General features: G+C 68.5%; 23 protein-coding genes, 1 tRNA gene and 1 pseudogene. 15 read left to right on the top strand and 10 right to left on the bottom strand.

Annotation, left to right across the window (positions count from 1 at the left end):
• Positions 1-14 precede the first annotated feature (14 nt).
• From DY023_RS17300 to DY023_RS17290, 3 genes are read left to right on the top strand one after another with little or no spacing between them, the layout of a single operon-like run.
• On the top strand, positions 15-1,412 hold the full coding sequence (locus tag DY023_RS17300; protein ID WP_116243580.1) for an FAD-dependent oxidoreductase: 1,398 nt from the start codon (positions 15-17) through the stop codon (positions 1,410-1,412).
• A complete protein-coding gene (gene fdxA / locus DY023_RS17295) occupies positions 1,409-1,756 on the top strand; it encodes a ferredoxin (RefSeq protein ID WP_116243579.1) in 348 nt (115 codons plus the stop codon). The genes DY023_RS17300 and fdxA overlap by 4 nt, the downstream gene beginning before the upstream one ends.
• Complete coding sequence (locus DY023_RS17290; protein ID WP_116243578.1) at positions 1,749-2,672, top strand: NAD(P)/FAD-dependent oxidoreductase; 924 nt, start codon at positions 1,749-1,751, stop codon at positions 2,670-2,672. The genes fdxA and DY023_RS17290 overlap by 8 nt, the downstream gene beginning before the upstream one ends.
• 6 nt (positions 2,673-2,678) lie before the next feature.
• Here DY023_RS17290 and DY023_RS17285 read toward each other — a convergent pair whose 3' ends face one another.
• From DY023_RS17285 to DY023_RS17275, 3 genes are all read right to left on the bottom strand, one after another.
• The gene (locus tag DY023_RS17285; protein WP_116243577.1) at positions 2,679-3,710 is read right to left on the bottom strand and encodes a hypothetical protein; all 1,032 of its coding nucleotides are present in this window, start codon (positions 3,708-3,710) and stop codon (positions 2,679-2,681) included.
• Positions 3,700-5,361 carry an Eco57I restriction-modification methylase domain-containing protein gene (locus tag DY023_RS17280; RefSeq protein WP_245958766.1) on the bottom strand — a complete coding sequence of 554 codons (1,662 nt, stop codon included), beginning with the start codon at positions 5,359-5,361 and terminating at the stop codon, positions 3,700-3,702. Before DY023_RS17280 ends, DY023_RS17285 begins: the two co-directional genes overlap by 11 nt.
• 126 nt (positions 5,362-5,487) lie before the next feature.
• On the bottom strand, positions 5,488-5,796 hold the full coding sequence (locus tag DY023_RS17275) for a helix-turn-helix domain-containing protein (RefSeq protein ID WP_116243575.1): 309 nt from the start codon (positions 5,794-5,796) through the stop codon (positions 5,488-5,490).
• Positions 5,797-6,020: 224 nt separating this feature from the next.
• Here DY023_RS17275 and DY023_RS17270 point away from each other — a divergent pair, with 224 nt between their 5' ends.
• Positions 6,021-6,416, top strand: a complete 396-nt coding sequence (locus DY023_RS17270) for a VOC family protein (protein WP_116243574.1) — start codon at positions 6,021-6,023, stop codon at positions 6,414-6,416.
• A 10-nt stretch (positions 6,417-6,426) separates the two neighbouring features.
• Positions 6,427-6,960 (top strand): SRPBCC family protein, encoded by a 534-nt coding sequence (locus DY023_RS17265; protein ID WP_116243573.1) that lies wholly within the window; start codon positions 6,427-6,429, stop codon positions 6,958-6,960.
• Between the two features lie 82 nt (positions 6,961-7,042).
• Here DY023_RS17265 and ppsA read toward each other — a convergent pair whose 3' ends face one another.
• From ppsA to DY023_RS17245, 4 genes are all read right to left on the bottom strand, one after another.
• Positions 7,043-9,427, bottom strand: a complete 2,385-nt coding sequence (ppsA, locus tag DY023_RS17260; RefSeq protein WP_116243572.1) for a phosphoenolpyruvate synthase — start codon at positions 9,425-9,427, stop codon at positions 7,043-7,045.
• 26 nt (positions 9,428-9,453) lie between these two features.
• On the bottom strand, positions 9,454-10,296 hold the full coding sequence (locus DY023_RS17255) for a pyruvate, water dikinase regulatory protein (RefSeq protein WP_116243571.1): 843 nt from the start codon (positions 10,294-10,296) through the stop codon (positions 9,454-9,456).
• 65 nt (positions 10,297-10,361) lie between these two features.
• Positions 10,362-11,282, bottom strand: a complete 921-nt coding sequence (locus DY023_RS17250; protein WP_116243570.1) for a carbohydrate kinase family protein — start codon at positions 11,280-11,282, stop codon at positions 10,362-10,364.
• Positions 11,279-12,310, bottom strand: coding sequence for a LacI family DNA-binding transcriptional regulator (locus tag DY023_RS17245; protein ID WP_116243569.1), 1,032 nt, complete (start codon positions 12,308-12,310; stop codon positions 11,279-11,281). Before DY023_RS17245 ends, DY023_RS17250 begins: the two co-directional genes overlap by 4 nt.
• Positions 12,311-12,478: 168 nt before the next feature.
• Between DY023_RS17245 and DY023_RS18465 the strand changes: the two are divergent.
• From DY023_RS18465 to DY023_RS17220, 5 genes and pseudogenes are all read left to right on the top strand, one after another.
• Positions 12,479-13,891: pseudogene (locus tag DY023_RS18465) on the top strand (ABC transporter substrate-binding protein).
• Positions 13,891-14,859: a carbohydrate ABC transporter permease gene (locus tag DY023_RS17235; protein ID WP_116243568.1), complete on the top strand. Its 969-nt coding sequence runs from the start codon at positions 13,891-13,893 to the stop codon at positions 14,857-14,859. Before DY023_RS18465 ends, DY023_RS17235 begins: the two are co-directional and overlap by 1 nt.
• Positions 14,856-15,746 (top strand): carbohydrate ABC transporter permease, encoded by an 891-nt coding sequence (locus DY023_RS17230; RefSeq protein WP_116243567.1) that lies wholly within the window; start codon positions 14,856-14,858, stop codon positions 15,744-15,746. Before DY023_RS17235 ends, DY023_RS17230 begins: the two co-directional genes overlap by 4 nt.
• Complete coding sequence (locus DY023_RS17225; protein ID WP_116243566.1) at positions 15,743-17,170, top strand: glycoside hydrolase family 32 protein; 1,428 nt, start codon at positions 15,743-15,745, stop codon at positions 17,168-17,170. Before DY023_RS17230 ends, DY023_RS17225 begins: the two co-directional genes overlap by 4 nt.
• A 32-nt stretch (positions 17,171-17,202) precedes the next feature.
• On the top strand, positions 17,203-18,564 hold the full coding sequence (locus DY023_RS17220; protein WP_245958765.1) for a glycoside hydrolase family 32 protein: 1,362 nt from the start codon (positions 17,203-17,205) through the stop codon (positions 18,562-18,564).
• Between the two features lie 10 nt (positions 18,565-18,574).
• On the opposite strand, the gene DY023_RS17215 is transcribed toward DY023_RS17220, so the two are convergent.
• Together DY023_RS17215 and DY023_RS17210 are read right to left on the bottom strand one after the other, a co-directional pair.
• Positions 18,575-19,048 (bottom strand): GNAT family N-acetyltransferase, encoded by a 474-nt coding sequence (locus DY023_RS17215; protein ID WP_116243564.1) that lies wholly within the window; start codon positions 19,046-19,048, stop codon positions 18,575-18,577.
• Between the two features lie 16 nt (positions 19,049-19,064).
• Positions 19,065-19,135: transfer RNA gene (locus DY023_RS17210), tRNA-Gly, on the bottom strand.
• Positions 19,136-19,334: 199 nt separating this feature from the next.
• On the opposite strand from DY023_RS17210, the gene DY023_RS17205 reads away from it, so the two are divergent.
• Genes DY023_RS17205 through DY023_RS17190 form a run of 4 tightly spaced genes read left to right on the top strand, consistent with a single transcriptional unit; the run spans position 19,335 to position 22,957 of the window.
• Positions 19,335-20,246, top strand: a complete 912-nt coding sequence (locus tag DY023_RS17205; protein WP_116243563.1) for an ABC transporter ATP-binding protein — start codon at positions 19,335-19,337, stop codon at positions 20,244-20,246.
• Positions 20,243-21,049, top strand: coding sequence for an ABC transporter permease (locus DY023_RS17200; protein WP_116243562.1), 807 nt, complete (start codon positions 20,243-20,245; stop codon positions 21,047-21,049). The genes DY023_RS17205 and DY023_RS17200 overlap by 4 nt, the downstream gene beginning before the upstream one ends.
• A gap of 10 nt (positions 21,050-21,059) precedes the next feature.
• The gene (locus DY023_RS17195; RefSeq protein ID WP_245958764.1) at positions 21,060-22,307 is read left to right on the top strand and encodes a histidine kinase; all 1,248 of its coding nucleotides are present in this window, start codon (positions 21,060-21,062) and stop codon (positions 22,305-22,307) included.
• Entirely contained in the window at positions 22,304-22,957 is a 654-nt protein-coding gene (locus tag DY023_RS17190) for a response regulator (protein WP_116243560.1), read from the top strand. The genes DY023_RS17195 and DY023_RS17190 overlap by 4 nt, the downstream gene beginning before the upstream one ends.
• A 111-nt stretch (positions 22,958-23,068) precedes the next feature.
• Here the strand turns inward: DY023_RS17190 and DY023_RS17185 are convergent, their stop codons facing one another.
• On the bottom strand, positions 23,069-23,554 hold the full coding sequence (locus tag DY023_RS17185; RefSeq protein ID WP_116243559.1) for a DUF1269 domain-containing protein: 486 nt from the start codon (positions 23,552-23,554) through the stop codon (positions 23,069-23,071).
• 72 nt (positions 23,555-23,626) lie between these two features.
• Here DY023_RS17185 and dcd point away from each other — a divergent pair, with 72 nt between their 5' ends.
• A complete protein-coding gene (gene dcd / locus DY023_RS17180) occupies positions 23,627-24,232 on the top strand; it encodes a dCTP deaminase (RefSeq protein WP_116243685.1) in 606 nt (201 codons plus the stop codon).
• Positions 24,233-24,236 lie beyond the last annotated feature (4 nt).

Below are 24,236 nucleotides of genomic sequence, written 5' to 3'. Positions count from 1 at the left end.
ACGAAAGAACCACCATGACCTCTTCTCTGAACCTGCGCGTCGCGATCGTCGGATCGGGACCTGCCGGCATCTACGCCGGCAACCTGCTGGCGAACGCCGTCAAGGAGCGCGGCGGCCGCGTCGAGATCGACCTCTTCGAGTCGCTTCCCGCGCCCTACGGCCTGATCCGATACGGCGTCGCGCCCGACCACCCCCGCATCAAGGGCATCGTCACCTCGCTGCACGAGATGCTCGACGCGCAGGCGGACCCTTCGTCGGGCTCAGGGGCCGCCGACCGCCGCACCATCCGGTTCATCGGCAACGTCGAGGTGGGCAAGGATCTCGGGCTCGACGAGCTGCGCGAGCGGTACCACGCCGTCATCCTGGCCACGGGGGCGATCCGCGACGCGGCGCTCGACATCCCCGGTATCGACCTGCCCGGCTCCTACGGCGCTGCCGACTTCGTCGCCTGGTTCGACGGGCATCCGGATGTCGCGCGCACCTGGCCGCTGGATGCCACCTCCGCAGCCGTGATCGGCAACGGCAACGTCGCGCTCGACGTGGCGCGCGTGCTCGCCAAGCACGGCGAGGACCAGCGCACGACCGAGGTGCCCGACAACGTGCTCGCGGGTCTCGAGTCGTCGGCGATCACCGACGTGCACGTCTTCGGCCGCCGCGGGCCCGCCGACATCAAGTTCACGCCGATCGAGCTGCGCGAGCTCGGCGAGGTTCGCGACGTGGACATCGTGCTGCACGACGAGGACTTCGACGGAGTCGATGCGGCATCCGCGTCGACCAACCAGCTGAAGGTCATGCTGCGCACCCTGAACAGCTGGCGCGAGCGCCCGGCGGGAACGGCGAGCAGGCGCCTGCACCTCCACTTCTGGCACGCGCCGGTGTCGATCGAGGGCGACGGCCGGGTGCAGAGCATCCGCTTCGAGCGCACCAGGGCGGGCGAGGACGGTGCGCTGGAGCGCACCGGCGAGTTCCGCGACTACGACGTGCAGGCGGTGTACCGCGCGGTCGGCTACTACGGCACCCGGGTCGAGGGCGCGCCCTTCGACGAGCGCCGCGGCGTGGTGCCGAACGAGGCCGGCCGCGTCGACGACGAGCCCGGTCTGTATGCGACCGGGTGGATCAAGCGCGGTCCGGTGGGCCTGATCGGCCACACCAAGTCGGATGCCCTGGAGACGATCACGAACATCGTCGCGGATGCCGAGGCGGGGCTGCTCACGGCGGTCGAGGCAGAGGACGACATCCTCGACGTGCTCGACGCCGGCGGCACGGAGTACACGACCTGGGACGGCTGGCTGGCGCTGGACGCGCACGAGCGGCACCTCGGTGAGACCCACGAGCACACCCGCGAGCGGGTCAAGGTCGTGCCGCGCGAGGAGCAGGTCGCCGTGTCGCGCGACGGGGCGCTCGTCCGATGACCTACGTGATCGCGCTGCCCTGCGTGGACGTGAAGGACCGCGCGTGCATCGACGAGTGCCCGGTGGACTGCATCTACGAGGGTGAGCGGTCGCTGTACATCCATCCCGACGAGTGCGTGGACTGCGGTGCCTGCGAGCCGGTGTGCCCTGTCGAGGCGATCTACTACGAGGACGACCTGCCCGACGAGTGGCAGGACTACTACACGGCGAACGTGGCGTTCTTCGACGAGATCGGCTCGCCCGGCGGCGCGGCGAAGGTCGGCCCGTACTCCTTCGACCACCCGCTGGTGTCGGCGCTCCCGGTCCCTGAGCCTGTCGAAGGGCAGGCGGACGGTCATGACTGAGCCCTACGACGTGCTGATCGTCGGCGGCGGTCCCGCCGGACTGTCGGCCGCGCTCAACCTCGGCCGAGCGCTGATGCGGGTGCTGCTGGTGGATGCCGATCGCCCGCGCAACGCGGCGACGCTCGTCTCGCACGGCTTCCTGACTCGCGACGGCGTGCCCCCGCACGAGTTGCGCCGTCTCGCCCGGGAGGAGCTCGCCGGGTATCCGAACGTCGAGGTGCGCACCCGGCAGCGGGTGTTCGGCATCGAGGAGTCGGATGCCGGATTCGCGGCATCCGTGGGCCGTCGTGCGCCTGACGAAGTGGTGTCCGCGCGCGCCGTGCTGCTGGCGACCGGGCTGCGCGAACAGCTGCCGGACGTGCCGAACCTGCGCGGCTTCTACGGCGTGAGCCTGTTCAGCTGCGTCGCCTGCGACGCCTGGGACCTGCGCGATCGCCGGCTCGCGCTCATCGGCGAGACCGCGGACCTGGCATCCCGTGCTCGCCTGATCTCGCGATGGACCGACCGGCTCACCGTGTTCACGCACGGCTCGGACGCGATCGGGGCCGATGAGGAGGCGGAGCTGCTCGCGCAGGGGATCGTCGTCGAGCGCGCGCCGATCGTCGAGCTGCAGGGCGAGAAGGGCTGGATCACCGGCATCCGCCTCTCGGATGGCAGCGAGCACGCGATCGAGGGTGGCTTCGTGCAGCCGCAGTGGGATGCCGAGCTCGGCTACCTCGGCGACGTCGCGCCGGAGGCCGACGACGCCGGGCATCTCATCGTGGACGGTTCCGGCCGCACCAGCCGGACCGGCGTCTACGCCGCCGGCGACATCGCCTCACCCGGCCCGCAGCAGCTCCTGGTGGCGGCGGGCGCGGGCGCGCGCGTCGCGGCGGTCATCGTGCACGACTCGGTGGGCATCACGACGACCCACTGAGGCGGGTCAGTCGATTCGCGGCTGCGCCAGCTTCATGCGAACGCGTGCCTCACGATGAAGGTTGACGGGGGTCGCGTCCAGAACGCGGCTCACCATCTCAGCGAGGAACCGTGCGGGTGACAGCTGCTCCGGCATGGCATCGTGACGGATCTTCACAGGCGGGAGGGTCGCGAGGACAGTGAGGACGTCATCCTCGGGGGTGAAGACAGGGAGCACGTTCGTCTCAGGATCGGTCGCAAGTCCCGCAGCAACCAGCGGATCCTCGGGATCTTCACCGGAGTCGGACGGCACCGCGTCGTCGTCCTCGTACTCGATCATCACCAGGCAGGTCGCGTGATAGGCGTCGTCCTCTCTGCCGAGCTTCTGCAACAGATCGATCAGCCACTCGGCAGTGTCGGGCTCCTTCTGCAGGATGTCGGACCGCAGCCCGAACACGAATCCGAGCGCCGCGAGCGGATGCCTCAGGCGCAGGTTCTTGGCGTCGCCGTACGACTCTTCGACACGGTTCGCCGCATTCTTCCCATACGACGAGTCCATCCGCTTGGTCGATATGAGCAGCTCGGGGCCTGTCGCCCAGTCCGTCATGATCACGTCGACCTGTTTGAGATAGTTCTTGCCGAGGATGCTTGCGCTGGCGGACGTGACGCCCGAAATGGCCCCCGCCTTCGTGAGGCGATCGGTGAGCGCCTTCTGTTCCTTGACTGGGAGGGCCTTGACCAGATTGGCGATCGGCATCGGCAGGATTCGAGGATGCGTCGGGCGTGGCCATGCCGCATCCGAGTCGAATCCAGCGCGCCGGAGTTCATAGCTGAGCCAGACATCGAGGGCGAGTGCCGGCACGCCGGTGCGGGTGTCAGCCCGGAGATGCAGCGGAACCCCCAGAAGCTTCGTGAGCGTGGTGTAGTCCGGACCGTACCGGCGGACACCCTCGTCATCGAGGAACCACGGGTTCGTGTACTGGCCGTCGGGTGCCGCATCCGCGACGATTCTGTCGAAGAAGACCCAGGCCTTCTCTTTCGCGCTCGGCTCAGCGGCCACTTCCACCCCTCACTGTTCGACGGCGCACCAGGTCTGCGTGCGCTGCGCGGACGTGCTCGATCTCATCGGAGGCGACCAGACCGCTTTCGCACAGCAGCACCTGATCGACGAGCGCCACAGCATCAAGCAGCCGACCGGACGCCAGCAGCGCGCTGATCTTCGGCTTCAGCGCACGCAACGCGCCCGCACGTGAAGCGACGAGCTCTGGATGCGGCATCGCCCACCGGTCTGCTTCGCGCGGTTCGATCTTCAGGATCCCGCCACCGTATGAGCGGCCGACCATCTCGGCGTTCAGCAGCGTCACCGAGTTCAGGCTCGCGGTCGGCAGCAGATCAGCGCCGAGGTCGCGGATCTCCTCGCGCAAGTACACACCGTGCACCGAGTTCAGATGATGAGCCCTTGCAGAGTTCGTGGTGAGTCGGGGGGTGTCGGCGTTCATGCAGGTCAGCAGCAGATCGGCGGGCTTCACGACCGGGACCTGGTACCAGGTCTTGCGGACCCTGCACTTGTAGGCATCTTGTACGCCGGTGTCCTCGCCCTCGCGGATGTAGTTCAGCGCGGCCTTGGACGGTTCCTCGCTGGGCTTGAAGAGGTACGTCGACTTGCCCTCGCTGCCAAGCGTGGTGAGCATCTCCTGCGTCAGTTCAAGACCGCGCAGGTGCGAGCTGCCGGGAGGAGACAGACGGAGGAGTTCGTCCGAGTTGAGTCCGATGCGTTCAGCCCGCGCGGGGGACATCGTGAAGTAGCGATTGTTGCCGGTGACGATCCCGAGGGTCGTGTCGCCCCATGCTTCGAGGTCGGTGAATGCCCCCTGCGAGCGCAGCGTCCGAAGCGGCTCAATGGCGTTCGGGTCGACGATGCTGCCCGTCCATTTCTCCGCGGGGTCGACTGGAGTCCACTTGGTGCCGGGCGACGCGGCAGGCGAAAGCGTTGACGCATTGAGGGTCTGCCGGAAGAACGCGTGGTCCGTCGGACCCTCCCCATGCCCGTCGGCGAGGAGCAGCACGACGTCCGCCTCCGCATCCGGGAAGACTTGCTCGTCGAACAGCACCAGTTCAACGGATCGAAAACTGTTGAACAGGAAGCGGCGGACAGGAGCCGCATAGTTCACCGAGAGCAGTTCTGCAGGGAGAACGAGCCCGAGACGGCCACCCTTGCGGAGGAACAGAGAAGAGTGGATTGTGAATGCAGCCCAGCTTGAAGCCAACCCAGTGAGTCGCACCCCTGCGCGGAAGGCAGCCGCTCTGGACCGTGCCCGTGCCTCACCCGAGAAGTCCTGGTAGCGGATGTACGGTGGGTTTCCGATCACGGCGTCATAGACGGGCCGCGGATCGACGGCGAAGAAGTCATTCCGGATGATCTTGGGGACGCCACCGGCCCGTCTGACGCGCTCCCGTCCGACGCGGGCGCTGTGTTCGTGGATCTCGACACCGTGAACGCGGGGCGGTGCGTCATCCTTGCCTTGGAGCGCGCGGAGCCGCTCGACCGCGGAGATCATGAACTCCGCATCGCCGGCTGAAGGCTCGAGAACGGCGTCCTTCTCGGAACGGATCGCCCACGCCGCGATGAACGCAGTGATGGCCGGCGGCGTGAAGAACGCACCCCGTGCCTTGCGCAGTGCAGGAGTGTCTGCTTGGTGCACGGTGGTCACGGAACTCACCTCCTCATTGTCGCAGGCAGTGTTCGCTGGGCTCCGATACGACAGGCTGCCGGAGTCAGTGTGGTTGGGGTCGATGATGCATGGAGCCTCCGACATCGAAGAGCGCTGTGCGCCCGGCTACCGCTCGTCACGTCGAACACGCACGCGTTGCGGGAGGATCTCGTCGACCATCAGGCGACCGCGGGGGGTGTTGAAGGGATCGGTCGCCGCCACGACGGCATCCATGAGTCCGAGAACCCGCATGACGCGCAGTGTGATCTCGAGTGATGCGCCCTGCCCGTTCTCGAGCTTGCTGAGGGTCGGCGGGGTCGTTCCGGCGCGCTCCGCAACCATCTTCGCCGTCAGGCCCAGCAGCTTGCGCTGGTTGGCGAGGTTCTGCCCGATGGTGCGCATCGAGCGCTTGACGGGGATCGGCGTGACGGGCATAACAAAATGTTAGCCTAAAAACTCTTTATCTAAACGAGTTTTGGATAAAGAAATGACGATCCTCACTCATCGTCCTGGGCGTCGTCCCGTGCTGCTCGGCGGCGGCGTCTCTCTGTTCGAGGCTCTCTGGCATCGCGATCACTGGCGCGGCGGGGCGCCGTGCCGGTAGCGTCAGCCGGGTGCCTCCGCGCCGTACGGCCGGGGTCCGCTGACAAAGGAGTTCCATGGTCTCGCGTATCGACGCCATCAACATCACCGCCCGCGACCACGAGTCGCTCGGCGCCTTCTGGCAGCAGCTGCTCGCGCTGCAGGAGGACCCGGACAACCCGAACAACCCCGGCGACCCGGTCACCGTGTTCCTCACCGAGCCGGTCGCGGTCAACTTCGTCTTCCAGCCGGCCGACGAGGGCAAGGAGTTCACGCCGCGCATCCACTTCGACCTGAATCCGGTCGGGAGCACCCGCGACGAAGAGGTCGAGCGGCTGAAGGGGCTCGGCGCGACCGTCGTCGCCGACCGGCGGCGCGAGAACGGCAGCGGGTACGTGACCATGAGCGACGTCGACGGCAACGAGTTCTGCGTGCAGCGCAGCCCCGAAGAGGTCGCGGCCGCCGGGCACTGACCGGAATGCCATGAGCGCCGGCTACCACTTCGTGAGCACCTACCGCGTCGCCGGGGATCCGGTGCGGGTGTGGGACGTGCTCAGCGATGTCGCCGGCTGGGCGCGCTGGTGGCCCGAGCTCGAACGCGTCGAGATCGTCGCCGGGTCTGCCGGTGCGGCGCAGGTCGGCTCGGTGCACCGGCACACCATCCGCACGCCGCTCGGTTACCGACTGACGTACGAGATCGAGATCACCGCGCTCGATCGGATGCGCTCCGTGGATGCCGCGGTGCGCGGCGACCTCGCGGGGCGCGGGCGGGCTGCCGTGGCCGCGAGCGAGGGCGACGAGGCCACGATCTGGTTCGCATGGCTCGTGGAGACGACGAAGCCGTGGATGCGGCGGACATCACCGCTCGCGCGCCCGGCGTTCACCTGGGCGCACCACCGCCTGATGTCCGGGTTCGGTCAAGGCTTCGCCGCGGCATCCGGCGCCCGGCTGGTGTCGGTCGTGCACAGCGAGATCCGGCCGGGGGAGCCGGGGTTCTGGGTGATGCCGGAAGTCTGAGGGGTCCGCGCATCCGACGCTTCGACAGGCTCAGCGGCCCAACCCCGTGGGTCCCTGAGCCTGTCGAAGGGTCTGCGACCGCTCAGACGGCCGCCGCCTCCAGCTTCGCCAGCCGCAGCCACGTCTCCACGACCGTGTCGGGGTTCAGCGACACGGACTCGATGCCCTGACCGACCAGCCACTCCGCGAGCTCGGGGTGGTCGCTCGGTCCCTGGCCGCAGATGCCGACGTACTTGCCGTGCCGGCGGCACGCCTCGATGGCCATGGAGAGCAGCTTCAGCACGGCGGGGTCGCGCTCGTCGAACGTGTCGGCGACGAGTGCGCTGTCGCGGTCGAGCCCGAGCGTCAGTTGGGTCATGTCGTTCGAGCCGATCGAGAAGCCGTCGAAGTGCTCGAGGTACTCGTCGGCGAGCAGCGCGTTGGTGGGCACCTCGCACATCATGACGACCTTCAGGCCGTTCTCGCCGCGGCGCAGCCCGTTCTCGGCGAGCAGCTCGACGACGGCCTGGCCCTCGGCGACGGTGCGCACGAACGGCACCATCACCTGCACGTTCGTCAGCCCCATCTCGTCGCGCACGAACATCAGCGCCTCGCACTCCATCTCGAAGCACTCACGGAAGTCGGGGGAGACGTAGCGGGACGCGCCGCGGTACCCGATCATCGGGTTCTCCTCGTGCGGCTCGTAGCGCTCACCGCCGATGAGGTTGGCGTACTCGTTCGACTTGAAGTCGCTCATCCGCACGATCACCGGCTCCGGCGCGAAGGCCGCGGCGAGCATCGAGACGCCCTCGACGACCCGCTGCACGAAGTAGTCCCGCGGCGAGGGGTACGCCGCGATGCGGGCGTCCACCTCGCGACGCAGATCGTCGGGCAGGGTGTCTCGCTCGAGAAGGGCGCGGGGGTGGATGCCGATCTGGCGGTTGATGATGAACTCGAGGCGGGCGAGGCCCACACCGCGGTTCGGCAGTCGCGAGAACGAGAACGCCTGGTCGGGCGTGCCGACGTTCATCATGATCTTCACCGGCGACTCCGGCATCCGGTCCAACGCGGTCTCCTCCTCGGCGAACGGGAGGATGCCGTCGTAGACGAAGCCGGTGTCGCCCTCGGCGCACGAGACAGTGACGGGCTGGCCGTCGCGCAGTGCGCGGGTGGCGTCGCCGGTGCCGACGACGGCCGGGATGCCGAGCTCGCGGGCGATGATCGCGGCGTGGCAGGTGCGGCCGCCGCGGTTGGTCACGATGGCGGATGCCCGCTTCATGATCGGCTCCCAGTCGGGGTCGGTCATGTCGGCGACGAGCACGTCGCCGGTCCGGAACTCGCTCATCTGCGTGGCATCCCGCAGGATGCGCACGGGACCGGCGCCGATGCGCTGCCCGATCGCGCGGCCCTCGGCCGCGACCGGGCCCTGCTCCTGCAGGCGGAACCGGTGGATGACGTTGGCGGATGCCCGGGACACGACGGTCTCGGGGCGGGCCTGCAGGATGTACAGCTTCCCGTCGACGCCGTCCTTGCCCCACTCGATGTCCATCGGTCGGCCGTAGTGCTCCTCGATGATCAGCGCGTGCTGCGCGAGCTCGGTGAGCTCGGCATCCGTGATCGAGAACAGGGCGCGCTGCTCGGCCGGAACGTCGACGAAGGCGGTGCTGGCCCCTGCCTGCTTGCTGTCGGTGTAGCGCATGGCGATGGCCTTCTCGCCGACCGCACGCTTGAGGATGGCCGGACGCCCGGCGCGCAGCGCGGGCTTCGAGACGTAGAACTCGTCGGGGTTCACGGCACCCTGCACGACGGCCTCGCCGAGGCCGTACGAGCTGGTGACGAACACGGCCTGGTCGAAGCCCGACTCGGTGTCGATGGTGAACATCACGCCGGATGCCCCGACATCCGAGCGCACCATGCGCTGCACGCCGGCCGACAGCGCGACCTCGTCGTGGTCGAAGTCCTGGTGCACGCGGTACGCGATCGCGCGGTCGTTGTAGAGCGAGGCGTAGACGCTGCGGATCGCGGCGATGATGTTGTCGATGCCGCCGACGTTGAGGAACGTCTCCTGCTGGCCGGCGAACGAGGCGTCTGGAAGGTCCTCTGCGGTGGCGGAGGACCGCACCGCCCAGGTGACGGTCTCGGGCTCGGCATCCGCCGCGACCAGCCGGTCGAAGGCCGTGCGGATGTCGGACTCGAGGTCTTCGGGCAGCGGGTGCTCGGCGATCCAGGTGCGGATCTCGGTGCCGACGAGCGCGAGCCGCGTGACATCCTCGACGTCGAGCCCCGCGATCGCGTCGCGGATGCGGCCGCGCAGATCGTTGTGCGCGAGGAAGCGCCGGTACGCGTCGGCCGTGGTCGCGAAGCCGCCGGGCACACGCACACCGAGGTCGGAGAGATTCGAGATCATCTCGCCGAGGGAGGCGTTCTTGCCGCCGACCTGGGGAAGATCGGTCATGCCGATCTCGTCGAACCAGAGGATGTTGGTCATGAGGTGCTCTTTCGTCTGAAGGGTGATCAGCGGCGGAGGCCGAGGGTCTGCAGGATGACGGCGGACATCTCCTCGACGCTCTTCGTCGAGGAGTTCAGGAACGGGATGCGATTGCGGGCGTAGAGCTTCTCGGCGCGGCGCAGTTCGGTGGTGCACTGCGCGAGGCTGGAGTACCGCGAGTCGGGGCGGCGCTCGTGACGCACCTGGCTGAGGCGCAGGGGAGTGGTCGTCAGGCCGAAGCAGCGGGCGGAGTACTTCGCGATCAGCGGCGGCAGGCCCTCGGCGGGGAAGTCGTCATCGGTGAGCGGGTAGTTGGCGACGAGCAGGCCGTACTGCAGGGCCAGGTACATGGTCGTCGGGGTCTTGCCGCACCGGCTCGGAGCGACGATGATCACGTCGGCCAGATCGAGGGCGCGGGCGCTCTGCCCGTCGTCGTGCTCGATCGCGTACTCGACGGCCCGCATGCGGGCGAAGTACTCGGTGGTGTCGCCGAGCATGTGGAACTGGCCGAGCTGCTCGGATGCCGTGGTGCCGAGAGCCTGCTCCAGCTCGCCGAGGTGGCCGCTGAGCAGGTCGATGTGGGTGGCCGGGACGGCGGTGACGACCGCACGGACTGCGGGGTTCTTCGCCGTGGTGAACACGATCGGCTCGCGGCCGGCGGCATCATCGGCCGCGATCTGCCTGGCGACGCCTGCCGCGGCATCCACCGTGTCGACGAACGGGATGGTGTGCTTGCGGAACACGAAGCCGGGGAAGTTCGCCAGCAGGGCGTTGCCGAGGGTCTCGGCGGTGATGCCCGTGCTGTCGGAGACGAAGTACGCCGCACGCACCGGATGGGTGGGCACGGCTGCGGCGGGGGTGGCGGCCATGCCACGACTCTAAGCGGCAGACGATGGGAACTTTCGCCAGTTCCAGGGTTCAAGAAACGAGGAATTTACTCTTGGGATAAGAGTTCTTCGAGGCGGGGCGGGTCCGCGCCGGGGCGCGAGACCGTGATCGAGGCGGCGGTGGCGGCGAGGTCGAGGATCTGCTCGATCGAGACGGAGTCGACCTCGCGTAGTCGCTCGCGGGACCCGGCATCCGTGAAGCCGGCGCGGCGTAACCCGTGGATCAGCGCGCCCATGAACGTGTCCCCGGCGCCGACGGTGTCGACGACCTGAACAGAGCGCCCGGCGACGCGGATGGTGTCACCGGCGGTGACGGCCACGGCGCCCTCGCCGCCGTGGGTGACCACGACGACGGCCGGCCCCGACCGCTGCCAGGCGCTCGCGCTGTCCTGTGCGGAGCGGTCGGGGTAGAGCCACGCCAGGTCCTCATCGCTGGCCTTGACCACATCAGCACTCTCTACGAGCGCCTCGATCCGGCGGCGAGTGGCGTCCCGGTCGGTCATCAGCGCGGGGCGTACGTTGGGATCGAAGGTGATCAGCGCCGTGGGTCGTGCCGCCTCCACGAGCCGGCGGACGACTTCGGCGCCGGGGTCCAGGAGGCTGCCGATCGACCCGGTGTGCACGATGCCGGCGTCCATGGTCGAGACGTCGTCCGGCAGGCTCCAGTCGATGTCGAATTCGTAGGTGGCCGAGCCGTCGGCGGCCAGTCGCGCGGTCGCCGTGGCTGTGCGCGCGGTGTCCACGGCGAGAAGCTCGACATCCGACGCCGCCAGCCACTCGCGCAGCAGGTCCCCGTGGGGGTCCCGTCCGACGGCGGCGATCAGCCGGGGAGCGTCGCCGAGGCGACCGAGGGTCAGCGCGACGTTCGCGGGGCTGCCTCCGGGGTTCTCGTCGACACGTCCATCCGTGCGGTGCACGACGTCGATCAGCGCCTCGCCGATCACGATGATTCTGCCGTTCCCGCTCATGCGCCGGTGCTCCCCGGGGTGACCGTGCGCACCGACCCGCGAGTGATGACGGGCATCGGCAGCAGTTCATGCGCCAGCTCGCGCTCGCCCAGCAGCATCTGCACGCCGTGGCGTGCCATCTCCTCATAGGGGAGTCGTGCGGTGGTGAGTCCGGGATGCACCATCGAGGCGAGGTCCTCGTCGTCGAAGGACACGATCGAGATGTCGTCGGGCACGCGCAGCCCCAGCTCGGTGAGAGCCTGCATCACACCGAACGCCGTGCCGTCCGTGGACGCGAGCACGGCGGTGAGATCGGGGTGCTCAGGAAGCATGCGCAGCGCCTCGCGGTATCCGATGTCGGGGCCCCAGTCGTCGACGTCCACGCGCACCGCGGTGAGGCCCGCCTCGCGGAGTACGTCGTCGATACCGGCGAAGCGACGACTGATCGTCACCGATCGGCGCGGGTTCGCCGCCGCGGGGAGGTCGCCGATGATGCCGATGCGCCTGTGGCCGGCATCGAGCAGGGCGGATGCCATGGCGCGCCCGGCTTCGTACTCGTCCGGCAGCACGCTGGGCAGCTCGTCCGGCGTGCGCCCGTTGACGATCACCACCGGCACGCCCGGTGGTGCAGGCGGCACATCGACCATGCGCGCGGCCATGAGGCCGACCATGATGCCGTCGACACGACGGTCGATCATCTCGCGGAAGGACTCGGCGAGCTGCGAGACGTCATCGCCGGTCTCGGCGATGAGCACGGTATGGTCGAGTTCCTTAGCGGCGCGCAGCGTTCCTCGGACCATGGCAGAGGCGAATCGGGTGATGGTGACCTGGTCGGAGATGAAGCCGATCGACCGCGTCTTGCCTGACCGCAGGCTCTGGGCGGCGGGGTCGGGCTTGTAGCCGAGCTGTGCGGCCGCGGTGCGGATGCGGTCGGCGGCCTCGTCGGACATCCGCGACGGCCGGTCGTTCAGCACGAGGCTGACGGCGGTCTTCGACATGCCGGACAGCCGTGCCACGTCGGCGAGTGTCGGTCTGCGAGCAGTTGCCATCGGTGCATCCCCCTTCTGCGACCAACATAGCCGATATCGGGTCGTGATAAATCAATTCATCAAAGATCTTGCGCGACGCGTCAGGGCGATGCTAGCTTCTGATAAATCGGTTCAACAGTTCACCCGGACCATGCGCTCGGACCGATCGCTCTCAGAGAGGAGAAGTTGATGGCACGCGAATTCGGCCCCCAGATGGGGCGACGCGACCTGATCAAGCTCGGCGGCATCGGCCTCGCCGGCCTGTCGCTGGCTGGGCTCGGCACGAGTCTGGTCGGATGCTCACCGGCCGGTGGCGGTTCCAGCTCCGGAACGCTCACGATGCTGTACTTCGGCGACCAGAAGGCCGCCACCACCCTGCAGAACGCCCTGCAGCCGAAGGTGAAGAAGGTCGACAAAGACCTCACGCTGAAGATCACCGCGATCAACGGCACGGACTGGAACGACTTCCTCGCCAAGGTGCTCACCCTCATCGCCGCAGGCCAGGCTCCCGACCTGGTCAGCGTCGCGACCGAGGGACTCCAGCTGATGGCGGGTAAGGAGCTCATCGTCCCCCTCGACGACTACGTCACGAAGGACATGGCGTTGTTGAAGTCGAGCTACTTCAACGACATCCATCCCGCCCTCATCGAGGCCATGATGGTCGACGGCCACTTGTACAACATGCCCGACAGCTTCAACGCCGGCAGCATGTTCTACAACAACGACGTGCTCGGCAAGGCCGGCCTGCAGGCTCCACCGGCGGGCTGAACCATGGACGATTTCCACACCATGGCCGAGGGCATCGGCAACGTCGGCGGAGACATCCTGCCCTTCGACTGGGTGGTGCGTCTCTGGGGCAGCTGGACCTCTTTCCTGTACGCCAACGACGGCAACCTGCTCGAAGAGGGCAAGTACGACGGCGGCGACTGGCTGTGGAGCAAGGCCTACGAGTCGGGCGACGCGAGCGTGCAGGGTCGCAAGGGCGGCTGGAAGTGGGGCGCTCCCACAGCCAACTCGGATGCCTCGGTCGAGGCGCTGCAGTACGTGATCGACCTGCAGAAGGCCAAGCTGTCGCCCTCGCCCGATGTGGGTGGCGGCGGCACCCTGCAGGGCCTGTTCTCGTCCGGCCGGATCGGCATGACCATCGGCGGCGGATTCTGGGCGGGCGGGCTGCACAACGCCGGCATGAAGGACGGCAGCTTCGACGCGCAGCTGTTCCCGACCTGGAAGTCGAACAAGTCGCTGTTCGGCACCGGCGGGTACTCGATCTTCCAGTCCTCGCAGAAGAAGGACGCCGCGTGGGAGGTCATCAAGATGATGATCGAGCCGGAGAGCTTCGACATCATGTTCCCCGGAAACGTCACCACGCCGGGCCGGAAGTCGCTGATGACCGCGGAGCGGTACAAGACGACCGGACCTGAGCACTGGCAGGTGTTCTACGACCAGCTCGACGGTTCGGTGCCGATCTCGGCGCCGTCCTATTACAACGCCCTCGCGACCTCGCTGAATCAGCGCACCACCGAGGCAGTGTCGTCGGGCGACGCGAAGAAGGCGCTCGATGCCATGCAGGGCGACCTCGAGAAGGTGGCGAAGGGCAGCTGATGTCCGCCACAGCTTCCCCTGTGCGCACGCAACGTGCGCCATCGCGCGAGGCGGCCCCTCGCCGGCCCGTCCGCCGCCCCGGTGCGCGGCGGACGGCCCGGCGGGAGGCGCTGTTCGGCTATGCGATGATCGGCCTCGCGATGCTGTTCGTGACCGTGTTCACGTTCCTGCCCATCGTCGCGTCGCTCGTGCTGTCGTTCTTCGACTGGGATGTCATCTCTCCTCCCAGGTGGGCCGGCCTCGCCAACTACGAGCGATTCCTGAACGACCAGCCCGTGCTGCAGTCGTTCGGCGTGACCATCGTCATGGCGCTCGCGATCGTGGCGCTGCAGCTGTCGCTCGGCCTCTTCCTAGCCGTGCTCGTCAATCAACGCACCTCGAACTTCGGCCGCACGTTCTTCCGCACCGCGTTCTACCTGCCGCTGCTGGCATCGACCGCGGCGGTGGCCATCTTCATGGGCTACCTGTTCGACTACAAGTTCGGCGCGATCAACTACTACCTCAGCCTGCTCGGCGTCTCCGGAGTGCCCTGGCTCACCAGCCCGCTCGGAGCGCAGGTGACCATCGTGCTGATCGTCGTCTGGCAGCAGGTCGGATTCACCTTCGTGCTCTTCGTCGCGGCCCTGATGTCGGTGCCCACCGACGTGCTCGAGGCCTCGTCGATCGACGGCGCGGGACCGCTGCGTACGCTGTTCCGCATCAAGATCCCGCTGATCAGCCCGACGATCCTGTTCGCGGCCGTGATCGCCATGATCAACGCCATGCAGCTGTTCGACCAGCCCTACATCATGACCAAGGGCGGGCCGGGCACGGCGACCACGACGGCCGTGATCTCGATGTACCAGACCGGGTTCCAGAACCTGCAGTTCGGGTACTCCTCGGCGATCTCGATCGTCCTCCTGCTGCTGATCCTCGCGGTCACCGGCATCCAGTTCCTCGCATCCCGGAAGCTGGTGTTCTACCAATGAGCGCGACATCCGTCATCGTCACCGGCGAGGCGCTGGCCCCGCACCCCGTTGCCGGCAAGCGCCGCAAGGTGTTCCAGGTGGGCAAGTTCGTCGGCCTGGTCGTCCTGATCCTGGCCGCGGTGTTCGCCCTGGGGCCTCTGTTGTGGGCGCTGACCACGTCGCTGCGCAGCCCCGCGGAGGCGTTCAACAATCCGCCGCAGTGGATTCCGTGGAACCCGGATTTCAGCAACTACTCCGCGGTGTTCGAGCAGATCCCGATCGGCCAGTTCTTCGTCAACAGCGTGATCGTCACGCTGCTGATCGTGGTCGGGCAGACGATCACCTGCACGCTCGCGGGCTACTCGTTCGCGATGATCTCGTTCCCGGGCAAGAACTGGATCTTCGGCGCCTTCCTCGCAACGATGATGGTGCCGCTGCAGACGATCATCATCCCGATCTTCATGATCATCAAGTCGTTCGGGATGGTCGACAGCCTGGCGTCACTGATCATCCCGGCGCTGGGCAGCGCGTTCGGCACTTTCCTGATGCGGCAGTACTTCATGCAGATGCCCCGTGAGCTCGGTGAGGCCGCGCGCATCGACGGAGCCAGCCAGTGGGGCGTGTTCTTCCACGTCTACGCGCGGATGGCCGCTCCGGCGATCTCGACCCTCGCGATCCTGAACTTCTCCGGGTTCTGGGCGGAGTTCTACCGGCCGCTGATCTTCCTGCAGTCGCAGAGCAACTTCACGCTGCCGCTGGGACTGGTCGGACTGCAGGGCAACCTCGGCACCGGATCCATCTCGGTCGTGCTCGCCGGTGTGGTGATCTCGATGATCCCCAGCGTGCTGCTGTTCATCGTGGCCCAGCGCTACTTCATCGCCGGCGTGACGGCGGGGTCGTCCCGATGAGCGCGTTCTTCCAGCCTCGGCACGGCTGGGTCGGCGACGTGATCCCGTTCCAGCAGGACGGCGTGTTCCACCTCTGGTACCTGTTCGCCGACCGGATCGCCGCCGATGACGGCAGGCCCGCGAACGGCATGCCGTGGCATCTGGTCACGACCTCCGACTTCGTCACTTTCGTCGACCACGGCGAGGCCGTGCCCAGCGGAGGTCCGGACGCCGAGGACTTCAACGTCTACACCGGCTCTGTCGTGATCGACGACGAGGGCACCGCGCACCTGTTCTCCACGGCGCAGAACCCGCGGCGGCTCGGAGCGGACGGGCGTCCGCTGCAGCTGGTCGCGCATGCGACGAGCCGTGACGGCCTGCGCGACTGGACCAAGCATCCGGAACTCACCTTCGGCGCTCCTGCGGGATACGAGTCCGGCGACTGGCGCGATCCGTTCGTGTTCCGCGATGGGGATCTCTGGCGAATGCTCGTCGCCGCGCGGCACGAGGACGGGCCGGATCGCCGGCGCGGAACCGTGGCCCAGCTGACCTCGTCGGATCTGGACTCTTGGACGCCGGTCGAGCCGCTCTGGGACCCGCGGCGATACATCGCGCACGAGTGCCCCGACGTGTTCCAGTGGGGCGACTGGTGGTACCTGGTGTACTCCGAGTTCACCGACGCGTTCTGCACCCGCTATCGGATTGCGCGCTCGCCGCAGGGACCATGGCTGCTGCCCCCGGGCGACGACCAGATCGACACCAGGGCGTTCTATGCCGCGAAGACCGTCGAGCGCGACAGCCGGAGGTACTTCGTCGGCTGGATCGCCACCCGCGAAGGCGGCACCGACGACGGTCCTTGGCAGTGGGCGGGCACGATGTCAACGCTCGAAGCCGACCAGCACCCGGACGGCGCGCTGACGTTCCGATTCCCCGACGAGATGCTCGCCTCGTTCGAGGCGACGACGGATGCCGGAATGCCGGCGCTCCCGGCCGAACTCGACGCCGCGGAGCGCTACGCGGACGTCATCGGCACCGAGGACCTGCCGGATGCGTTCCTGCTGACGGCCGAGCTCGAACTCGGCGCCGGCCTCGAGGAGGCCGGGCTGCTGATCCGCTCCACAGCCGACGGCGGCGAAGCCGGCGCGATCCGTCTCGAGCCGCGCCGGAGCCGCGTGGTCTTCGACCGCTGGCCCCGCGCGGTCACCGGTGGTGAGCAGTGGCAGATCTCCGGCGACGTGCCGTTCGAGTTCGAGCGGCCGTGCCGGCTGGAACCCGGGAGGCACCGCATCGAGATCGTCGTCGACGGCGAGATCGTCGTCGCGGTGCTCGACCGGCAGGTCGCCTTGAGCACGCGACTGTACCGCCGGGCGGGGGAGCGGATCGGCTTCTTCGCGAACGGCGGCGCCGCCGAACTCATCTCACTCCACATCAGGACGCGGGCATGACCCGCGCCGGACTCTCTGCAGAGGAACACGTCATGACCCGGCCGCTCGTGCACTTCACGCCTGCCCGCAACTGGATGAACGACCCGAACGGACTGGTTTTCCACGACGGTCGGTACCACCTGTTCTTCCAGTACAACCCGCAGGGAACGGTTCACGCCAACATGAGCTGGGGGCACGCATCCAGCACCGACCTGGTGACGTGGACCGAGCACCCGGTGGCGATCCCGTTCGACGAGCACGAGCAGATCTTCTCCGGTTCCGCCGTCGTCGACACCGGGAACACCGCGGGATTCGCCGGGCCGGGTGAGACCGCCCTGGTGGCGATCTACACGTCGGTGTCGGAGTCGACCGGCATCCAGTCGCAGGCGCTCGCGTACAGCGTCGACGACGGCGAGACGTGGACGAAGTATGCGGGGAATCCGGTGCTCGATCGGGAGTCGACGGACTTCCGAGACCCGAAGGTGTTCCGCTACGCAGGTCCGGCGGGGGAGTACTGGGTGATGGTGGCGGTCGAGGCCGTGGACCGGCAGGTCGTGCTGTACCGCTCCGACGACCTGAAGCAGTGGTCCTTCCTGTCTGCGTACGGGCCTGCCGGGGCCGTCGACGGCATCTGGGAGTGCCCGGATCTGTTCCCGCTGGCGGTCGACGGGGATCTCGAGGACGTGCGCTGGGTGCTCGTGATCAGCCTGAATCCCGGCGGCATCGCGGGAGGGTCGGGAACGCAGTACGTGGTGGGAGCGTTCGACGGGGTGACCTTCACGGCCGACCAGCCACCGGGATCGGCGGAGGACGCCGACTGGCTCGACCACGGACCCGACTGCTATGCCGGCGTGAGCTTCAACGGTCTGCCCGATGACAGGCGCACGCTCATCGCGTGGATGAGCAACTGGGAGTACGCCCGCGATTGGCCCGATGAGGGCTGGCGGGGCGCGATGACGATCGCACGCCGGCTCGGCCTGGCCACGGTCGACGGGCGTCCGCAGCTGATCGCGGAGCCGGTGGTCACCGCGGGGGCGGCGGTGGCTCCCGAGACGGACGGTTCCTTCGCGCTGCCCGGTGCGGCGCGGATCGACCTGACGGGCGTCACCGGTGAGGTCGTGCTGGCCTCCGAAGACGGGCCGCGGGTAGTCCTGCGCTGGTCGCCCGACGAGGTCGTGTTCGACCGTACGTCCGCGACCGCCGTTCCGGATCCGTTCCCCGGTGTGCAGCGGATGCCCTTGCCCGCTGAGGGGATGGAGGCGCTGACCCTCATCGTGGACCGCGGTTCGATCGAGGTGTTCGCCGCAGATGGCGCCCGGACCCTGACCTGCCTGGTGCCGTGGACCGGTCAGATCGTGCTCTCCGCGTCTCCCGGTGCTGAGCCGGGGAGTATCGAGGTGCGGAGCCTGACGTGATCGGCCGAGGTCAGTTCAGCGCCTTGTGCAGCCGGCACTCGGTGCGGCGGCTTTCGAGCTGCGACTTCATGTCCGGCGTGCGCCGCCAGCCGGACCGTTCGTAGACGCCGATCGCTCGCTCGTTGTCCTCGAGGACCCAGAGCGTGAGCTCGTCGAAGCCGGCGCTGCGCGCGCGGCCCTCGACGTACTCGAGGATGCCGCCGCCGACGCCCGTTCCCCAGGCCTCCGGGTCGGCGCCGAGGTAGCGCAGCTCGAGTGCTCGCCCGTTCGGCACGAGCACGGCGAAGCCGACGTCGTCCGGCCAGCGCTCCGCTACATGAAGGCTCGCGCCAGCGACGGCGAGTGCGGACCTGATGCCGGGGATCTTGTCCTCCGCGGGTGCCGGGCGCTGCAGCCCGTCGCGCATGGCGGTCGCCCGGGCCCAGATCGACGCCGCGCTGTGTACGGCGTCGTCCCTGGCGTCCTGGCGGAAGGTCAGATTCATCGGTCGAGATTCGCGGAGGGGCTGACGGGAATCGAACCCGCGCTGTCTGCTTGGGAAGCAGAAGTTCTGCCATTGAACTACAGCCCCGAGATGGTGCCTGGCCAGCATAACAAACCTGAACGGGACGACGTTTCGTCTCGCTGCGCGGATCCTGAGCGAGGAGCGCAGCGACGAGACGAAGGGCGCTCAACGACCGAGGCATGGCACCGCGGTACCACCCTCCACACCGCAGGATCATCCGCCAGGCCGACGCGCCGCACCCGGCCCGGGAAATAGCGTCGAAGGCATGATCACAGCAGAAGGCCTCGGCAAGAGGTTCGGAGACAAGAAGGCCGTCGACGACGTGTCGTTCACCGTGCGGCCCGGGATGGTCACCGGGTTCCTCGGGCCGAACGGCGCAGGCAAGTCGACCACGATGCGCATGATCGTCGGACTCGACAAGCCGACGTCCGGTCGCGTCACCGTCAGCGGGCAGGAGTACCGCCGGCTGCCCGCACCGCTCACCGAAGTGGGCGTGCTGCTCGATGCCAAGGCCGTGCACACCGGCCGCACCGCCCGCAACCACCTGCGCGCGATGGCGGCCACCCACGGCATCCCGTCGTCCCGTGTCGACGAGGTCATCGACCTCGCCGGCATCGGCTCGGTCGCGAACAAGCGCGCCGGCAAGTTCTCGCTCGGCATGGGCCAGCGCCTCGGCATCGCCGCCGCTCTGCTCGGCGACCCGCACACCCTCATCCTCGACGAGCCGGTCAACGGCCTCGACCCCGAGGGCGTGCGCTGGGTGCGCCAGTTCGTCCGCCACGCGGCATCCGAGGGACGCACCGTGCTGCTCTCCAGCCACCTCATGAGCGAGATGTCGCAGACCGCCGACCACGTGATCGTGCTCGGCCGCGGCAAGGTGCTGGCGGATGCTCCGCTCGACGACCTCGTCCGCGCCTGGACCAGCACCACGGTGCGCGTGCGCACCCCGCGTGCCGCCGACCTCGCGGCCGTGGTCGCCGGCCCCGCGACGGAGATCATCAGCACCGGCCCCGAGACGTTCGACGTCGTCGGCGTTCCGGCGGCCCGCATCGGCGACCTCGCCGCCGAGCACCGCATCCCGCTGCACGAACTGACCCCGGCCACCGGCTCGCTCGAAGAGGCCTACATGGCGCTCACCGGCGACGCGGTCGAGTACAAGAGCAAGGAGATCGCATGAGCGTCCAGACCGCGCCGGCAAGGCGCACGCACACCGAGACGTCGGCGTACCGGCTCTCCTTCGGCCGCGCGCTGCGCAGCGAGTGGATCAAGCTCGCCACGCTGCGCTCCACCTGGTGGTCCATCGGCATCACAGCCGTGCTCACGATCGGCATCGCGATGATGCTCGCCGGCGCGGCGGAGGTCGACGGCATCCAGGCGGTCGTCTCTTCGGTGCAGTTCACGATGCTGCTCGCCGGCATCCTCGGCGCGATCGCCGTCACCGGCGAGTACTCCACCGGCATGATCCGTTCCACGCTGACGGCTGTGCCGGTGCGCGGCGCCGTGCTGGCGGCGAAGGCGGCCGTGGTCGCCGCATTGATCTTCGTCTCGACCGCCGTCATGCAGCTGGTCGCCGCACTCGCGGTCACCCCGATCGTCGAGGGGAACGACAAGCCGATCCTCTGGACGGATGCCCCCGAGACCTGGTATCCGCTGCTGGCGGCCTGGTTCTCGATGGCGGTGTTCGCCCTGATCGGCGTCTCTTTCGGGTTCATCCTGCGCAGCGGCGCGGGTGCAATCGCCTCGACCGTCGGACTGCTGTTCGTGCTGCCGATCGTGGTGAGCATGTTCCAGATGGCGGGCGAGGGGTGGCAGTGGATCCAGGACCTCGGCGCCTACCTGCCGATGCCCGCCTCGCAGAACCTGATCACGCCGCAGAGCGACTGGGGCCTGGAATGGCCGGTCGCACTGGTCACCCTGATCGGCTGGGCGGTCGTCGGACAGCTCGCTGCGTGGGCTGTGCTCCGCGTGCGCGACGCGTAGAGTCGGCCGCGTGCCTGGAACATCCGGAACGGAGGTCGCCGTCCCCGCGGACGGCGACCTTCGTCTGCCGCGCCCGCCGGGTGTGATCCGGCGGTTCTGGGCGCGGCATCCGCTCTTCGCCGACATCCTCATCGCACTGTTCTGCCTGTTTCCGGCGCTGGCCCAGGCCTCCACCTACGGCTCGACCTCGGCGGTGGACGGCGGGCAGATCACCGCCGCGGTCGCGTGGACGCCAGCTGTGCTCGCGATGATCGCGACCTGCGTGCTGCTGGTCTGGCGTCGTCGCTGGCCGATGCTCGTCTTCGTCGCATCGATCGTGGTGGCGGTGCTCTACATGCTGCTCACCGAGCCGGTCGCGTCCTTCCTGATCGCGGTGACCGCCTACACCCTCGCCGTGTACCGGTCGGCCCGCGCCTGCTGGACGGCGCTCGGCATCGGGATCGGCGTGCTCGCGCTGCTCGGCGTCTCGATGTCGCTCACCGGCGCCCTCAGCTGGGGCACGTCCATCAACGCGATCCTCGGCGAACTGGTGCTCGGCCTGATCGGCGCCCTCATCGGCGTGAACGTCGGCAACCGCAAGCGCTACATGGAGGCGGTGCTCGCCCGCTCGCGCCAGCTGCTCGTCGAGCGCGACCAGCACGCGCAGCTCGCCGCGGCGGCCGAGCGCGAGCGCATCGCGCGTGAGATGCACGACATCGTCTCCCACTCGCTGACCGTCGTCGTCGCCCTGTCTGAAGGCGCCGCCGCGACCGGCGATCCGGACCGCGCGCGGGATGCGTCGCTCGCCGCCGCCGACACCGCCCGCAGCGCCCTCGCCGAGATGCGCTCGATGCTGGGCGTGCTGCGGGCTGGCGATGCGCCGCTCGAACCCGCCGCACCGATCGACCCCGCCGAACCGGTGGCAGCCGCGCGCAGCGCCGGGTTCACGGTCTCGCTGGTGACGAAGGGCTCTCCGGAGCTGCCGCCCGCGGTCGCCTTCGCCGTCGGTCGCATCGTGCAGGAGGGGCTCACGAACGCCATGCGGCACGCACCGAAGGCGACCGCGATCGACGTGCGGATCGACTACGCCGCCGATCCGCTGGTCGTCGAGATCGTCAACGACGGGGCCTCGACCGGCACGGATGACCCCGGCTTCGGCCTGCGCGGACTCGCCGAGCGCGCCGCGCATCTGGGCGGGTCGTTCCGGTCCGGCGCCGTCGGCGGGGGACGATGGATGCTGCGCGCGGAACTGCCGCGCCCGATCGAGAGCGCCTCATGACCGAACCCATCCGCGTGCTGCTCGTCGACGATCAGGCGCTCATCCGCGTCGGCTTCCGAATGGTGCTCGAGGCGGAGAGCGACATCGAGATCGTCGGCGAGGCCGGCGACGGGGCCGTCGCCGTGCGGCAGGCCGCCGCGCTCACGCCCGACGTCGTGCTGATGGACGTGCGGATGCCGGGCACCGACGGCATCGCCGCCACCGAGGCCATCGTGCGCGAGCATCCGGGCATCCGTGTGCTGGTGCTGACCACCTTCGACCTCGACGAGTACGCGTTCGGCGCCATCCGCGCCGGCGCGAGCGGATTCCTGCTCAAGGACGCTCAGCGCCAGGAACTGGTCGCGGCCGTGCGCGCGGTGGCCCGCGGCGACGCGGTGCTTGCGCCGCGCGCCACGCGTGCCTTTCTCGACCAGCTGTCCGCGCAGCCCGCGCCGGCGGCATCCGGACCCGATCCGACGACCGAGCTGACCGAGCGCGAGCGCGAGGTGTTCCTGGCGATCGCGCAGGGACTGACCAACTCCGAGATCGCGGAGCGGCTCTTCCTGAGCGAATCGACCGTGAAGACGCACGTCGGCCGGGTGCTCGCGAAACTCGACGCGCGCGACCGCATCCAGGCGGTCATCATCGCGCACAGGATCGGCCTGGTCTGAGCCTCGATAGGCTCAGGGCCCAACTGCGGGGTCGCTGAGCCCGTCGGTCCTGGGTCGCTCAGCCTGTCGGTCCTGGGTCGCTGAGCCTGTCGAAGCGTCGCGCAGGTGGCGTCAGCCCTCGAAGGCCTTCCGCACGGTGTCCTCGTCCACCGATACCAGGTTGCTCGCGATGAGCGTGGCGCCGACGCCGTGGAAGCGCTCGGCGAGACGGTCGCGATCCGTCTCGGTGTTGACGACGAAGAGCGCGGAGGTGCCGGGGACGACCTCCTTGCCGATGCGGTCGAGCTGCTCCTTGCTGATGCCGGCGTCGTCCATCTTCTTCACCAGCAGTCCGATCGCCGCACCGGCGGCGGCACCGATCAGCGGCAGGAAGAAGAGCACGCCCGCGAGCCCACCGAGCAGTGCGCCCCAGCCGGTCGCGCGCCAGTCGTCGCGGTGCTCGTACTTGACCTTGGGGCGATCCTCGCCGGGAGTCCACTCGATGACGGCATAGTCCTCGATCTTGATGAGGCCCTCGTCGGCGGCCTCGCGCAGGATGCCGGTCGCCGTCTCGGCCCCTTCGACGGTCTCGAACTTCCAGGCGGTGAATGTCGTCATCGATGGCTCCTTCGGGAAGCGGTTGCTGTCGCGAACATTATGGCCGATCCTGCGCACCGGTACGCTGAACTCGTGCTTCTCAGCGATCGCGACATCAGGGCAGAACTGGCATCCGAGCGCGTCGGGCTCGATCCGCTTGATCTCGGGATGGTGCAGCCGTCGAGCATCGACGTGCGCCTGGACCGCTACTTCCGGCTGTTCGACAACCACAAGTACCCGTACATCGACCCGGCCGAGGATCAGCCGGAGCTGACCCGCCTGATCGAGGTCGACCCGGACGAGCCGTTCGTGCTGCACCCGGGGGAGTTCGCGCTCGGTGCCACCTTCGAGCAGGTCACCCTGCCGGACGACATCGCCGCGCGGCTGGAGGGAAAGTCGTCGCTGGGACGGCTCGGACTCATCACGCATTCGACGGCGGGATTCATCGACCCCGGCTTCACCGGGCACGTGACGCTCGAGCTGGCGAACGTGGCGACGCTGCCGATCAAGCTGTGGCCGGGAATGAAGATCGGCCAGCTGTGCTTCTTCCGGCTGTCGTCGCCCGCCGAGAACCCGTACGGCTCGGGCGCCTACGGCAACCACTACCAGGGGCAGCGCGGTCCGACGGCATCCCGCTCGTTCCAGAACTTCCACCGCACCGACGTCGGCGTGACCGATGCGGGGGCGAAGGGGAACTGACGCG

The sequence above is a fragment of the Microbacterium bovistercoris genome, from assembly GCF_003387575.1.
GTDB lineage: Bacteria > Actinomycetota > Actinomycetes > Actinomycetales > Microbacteriaceae > Microbacterium > Microbacterium bovistercoris.
Note: the sequence above shows the minus strand (reverse complement) of the source record. Positions and strands in the feature narration are given on the sequence as shown.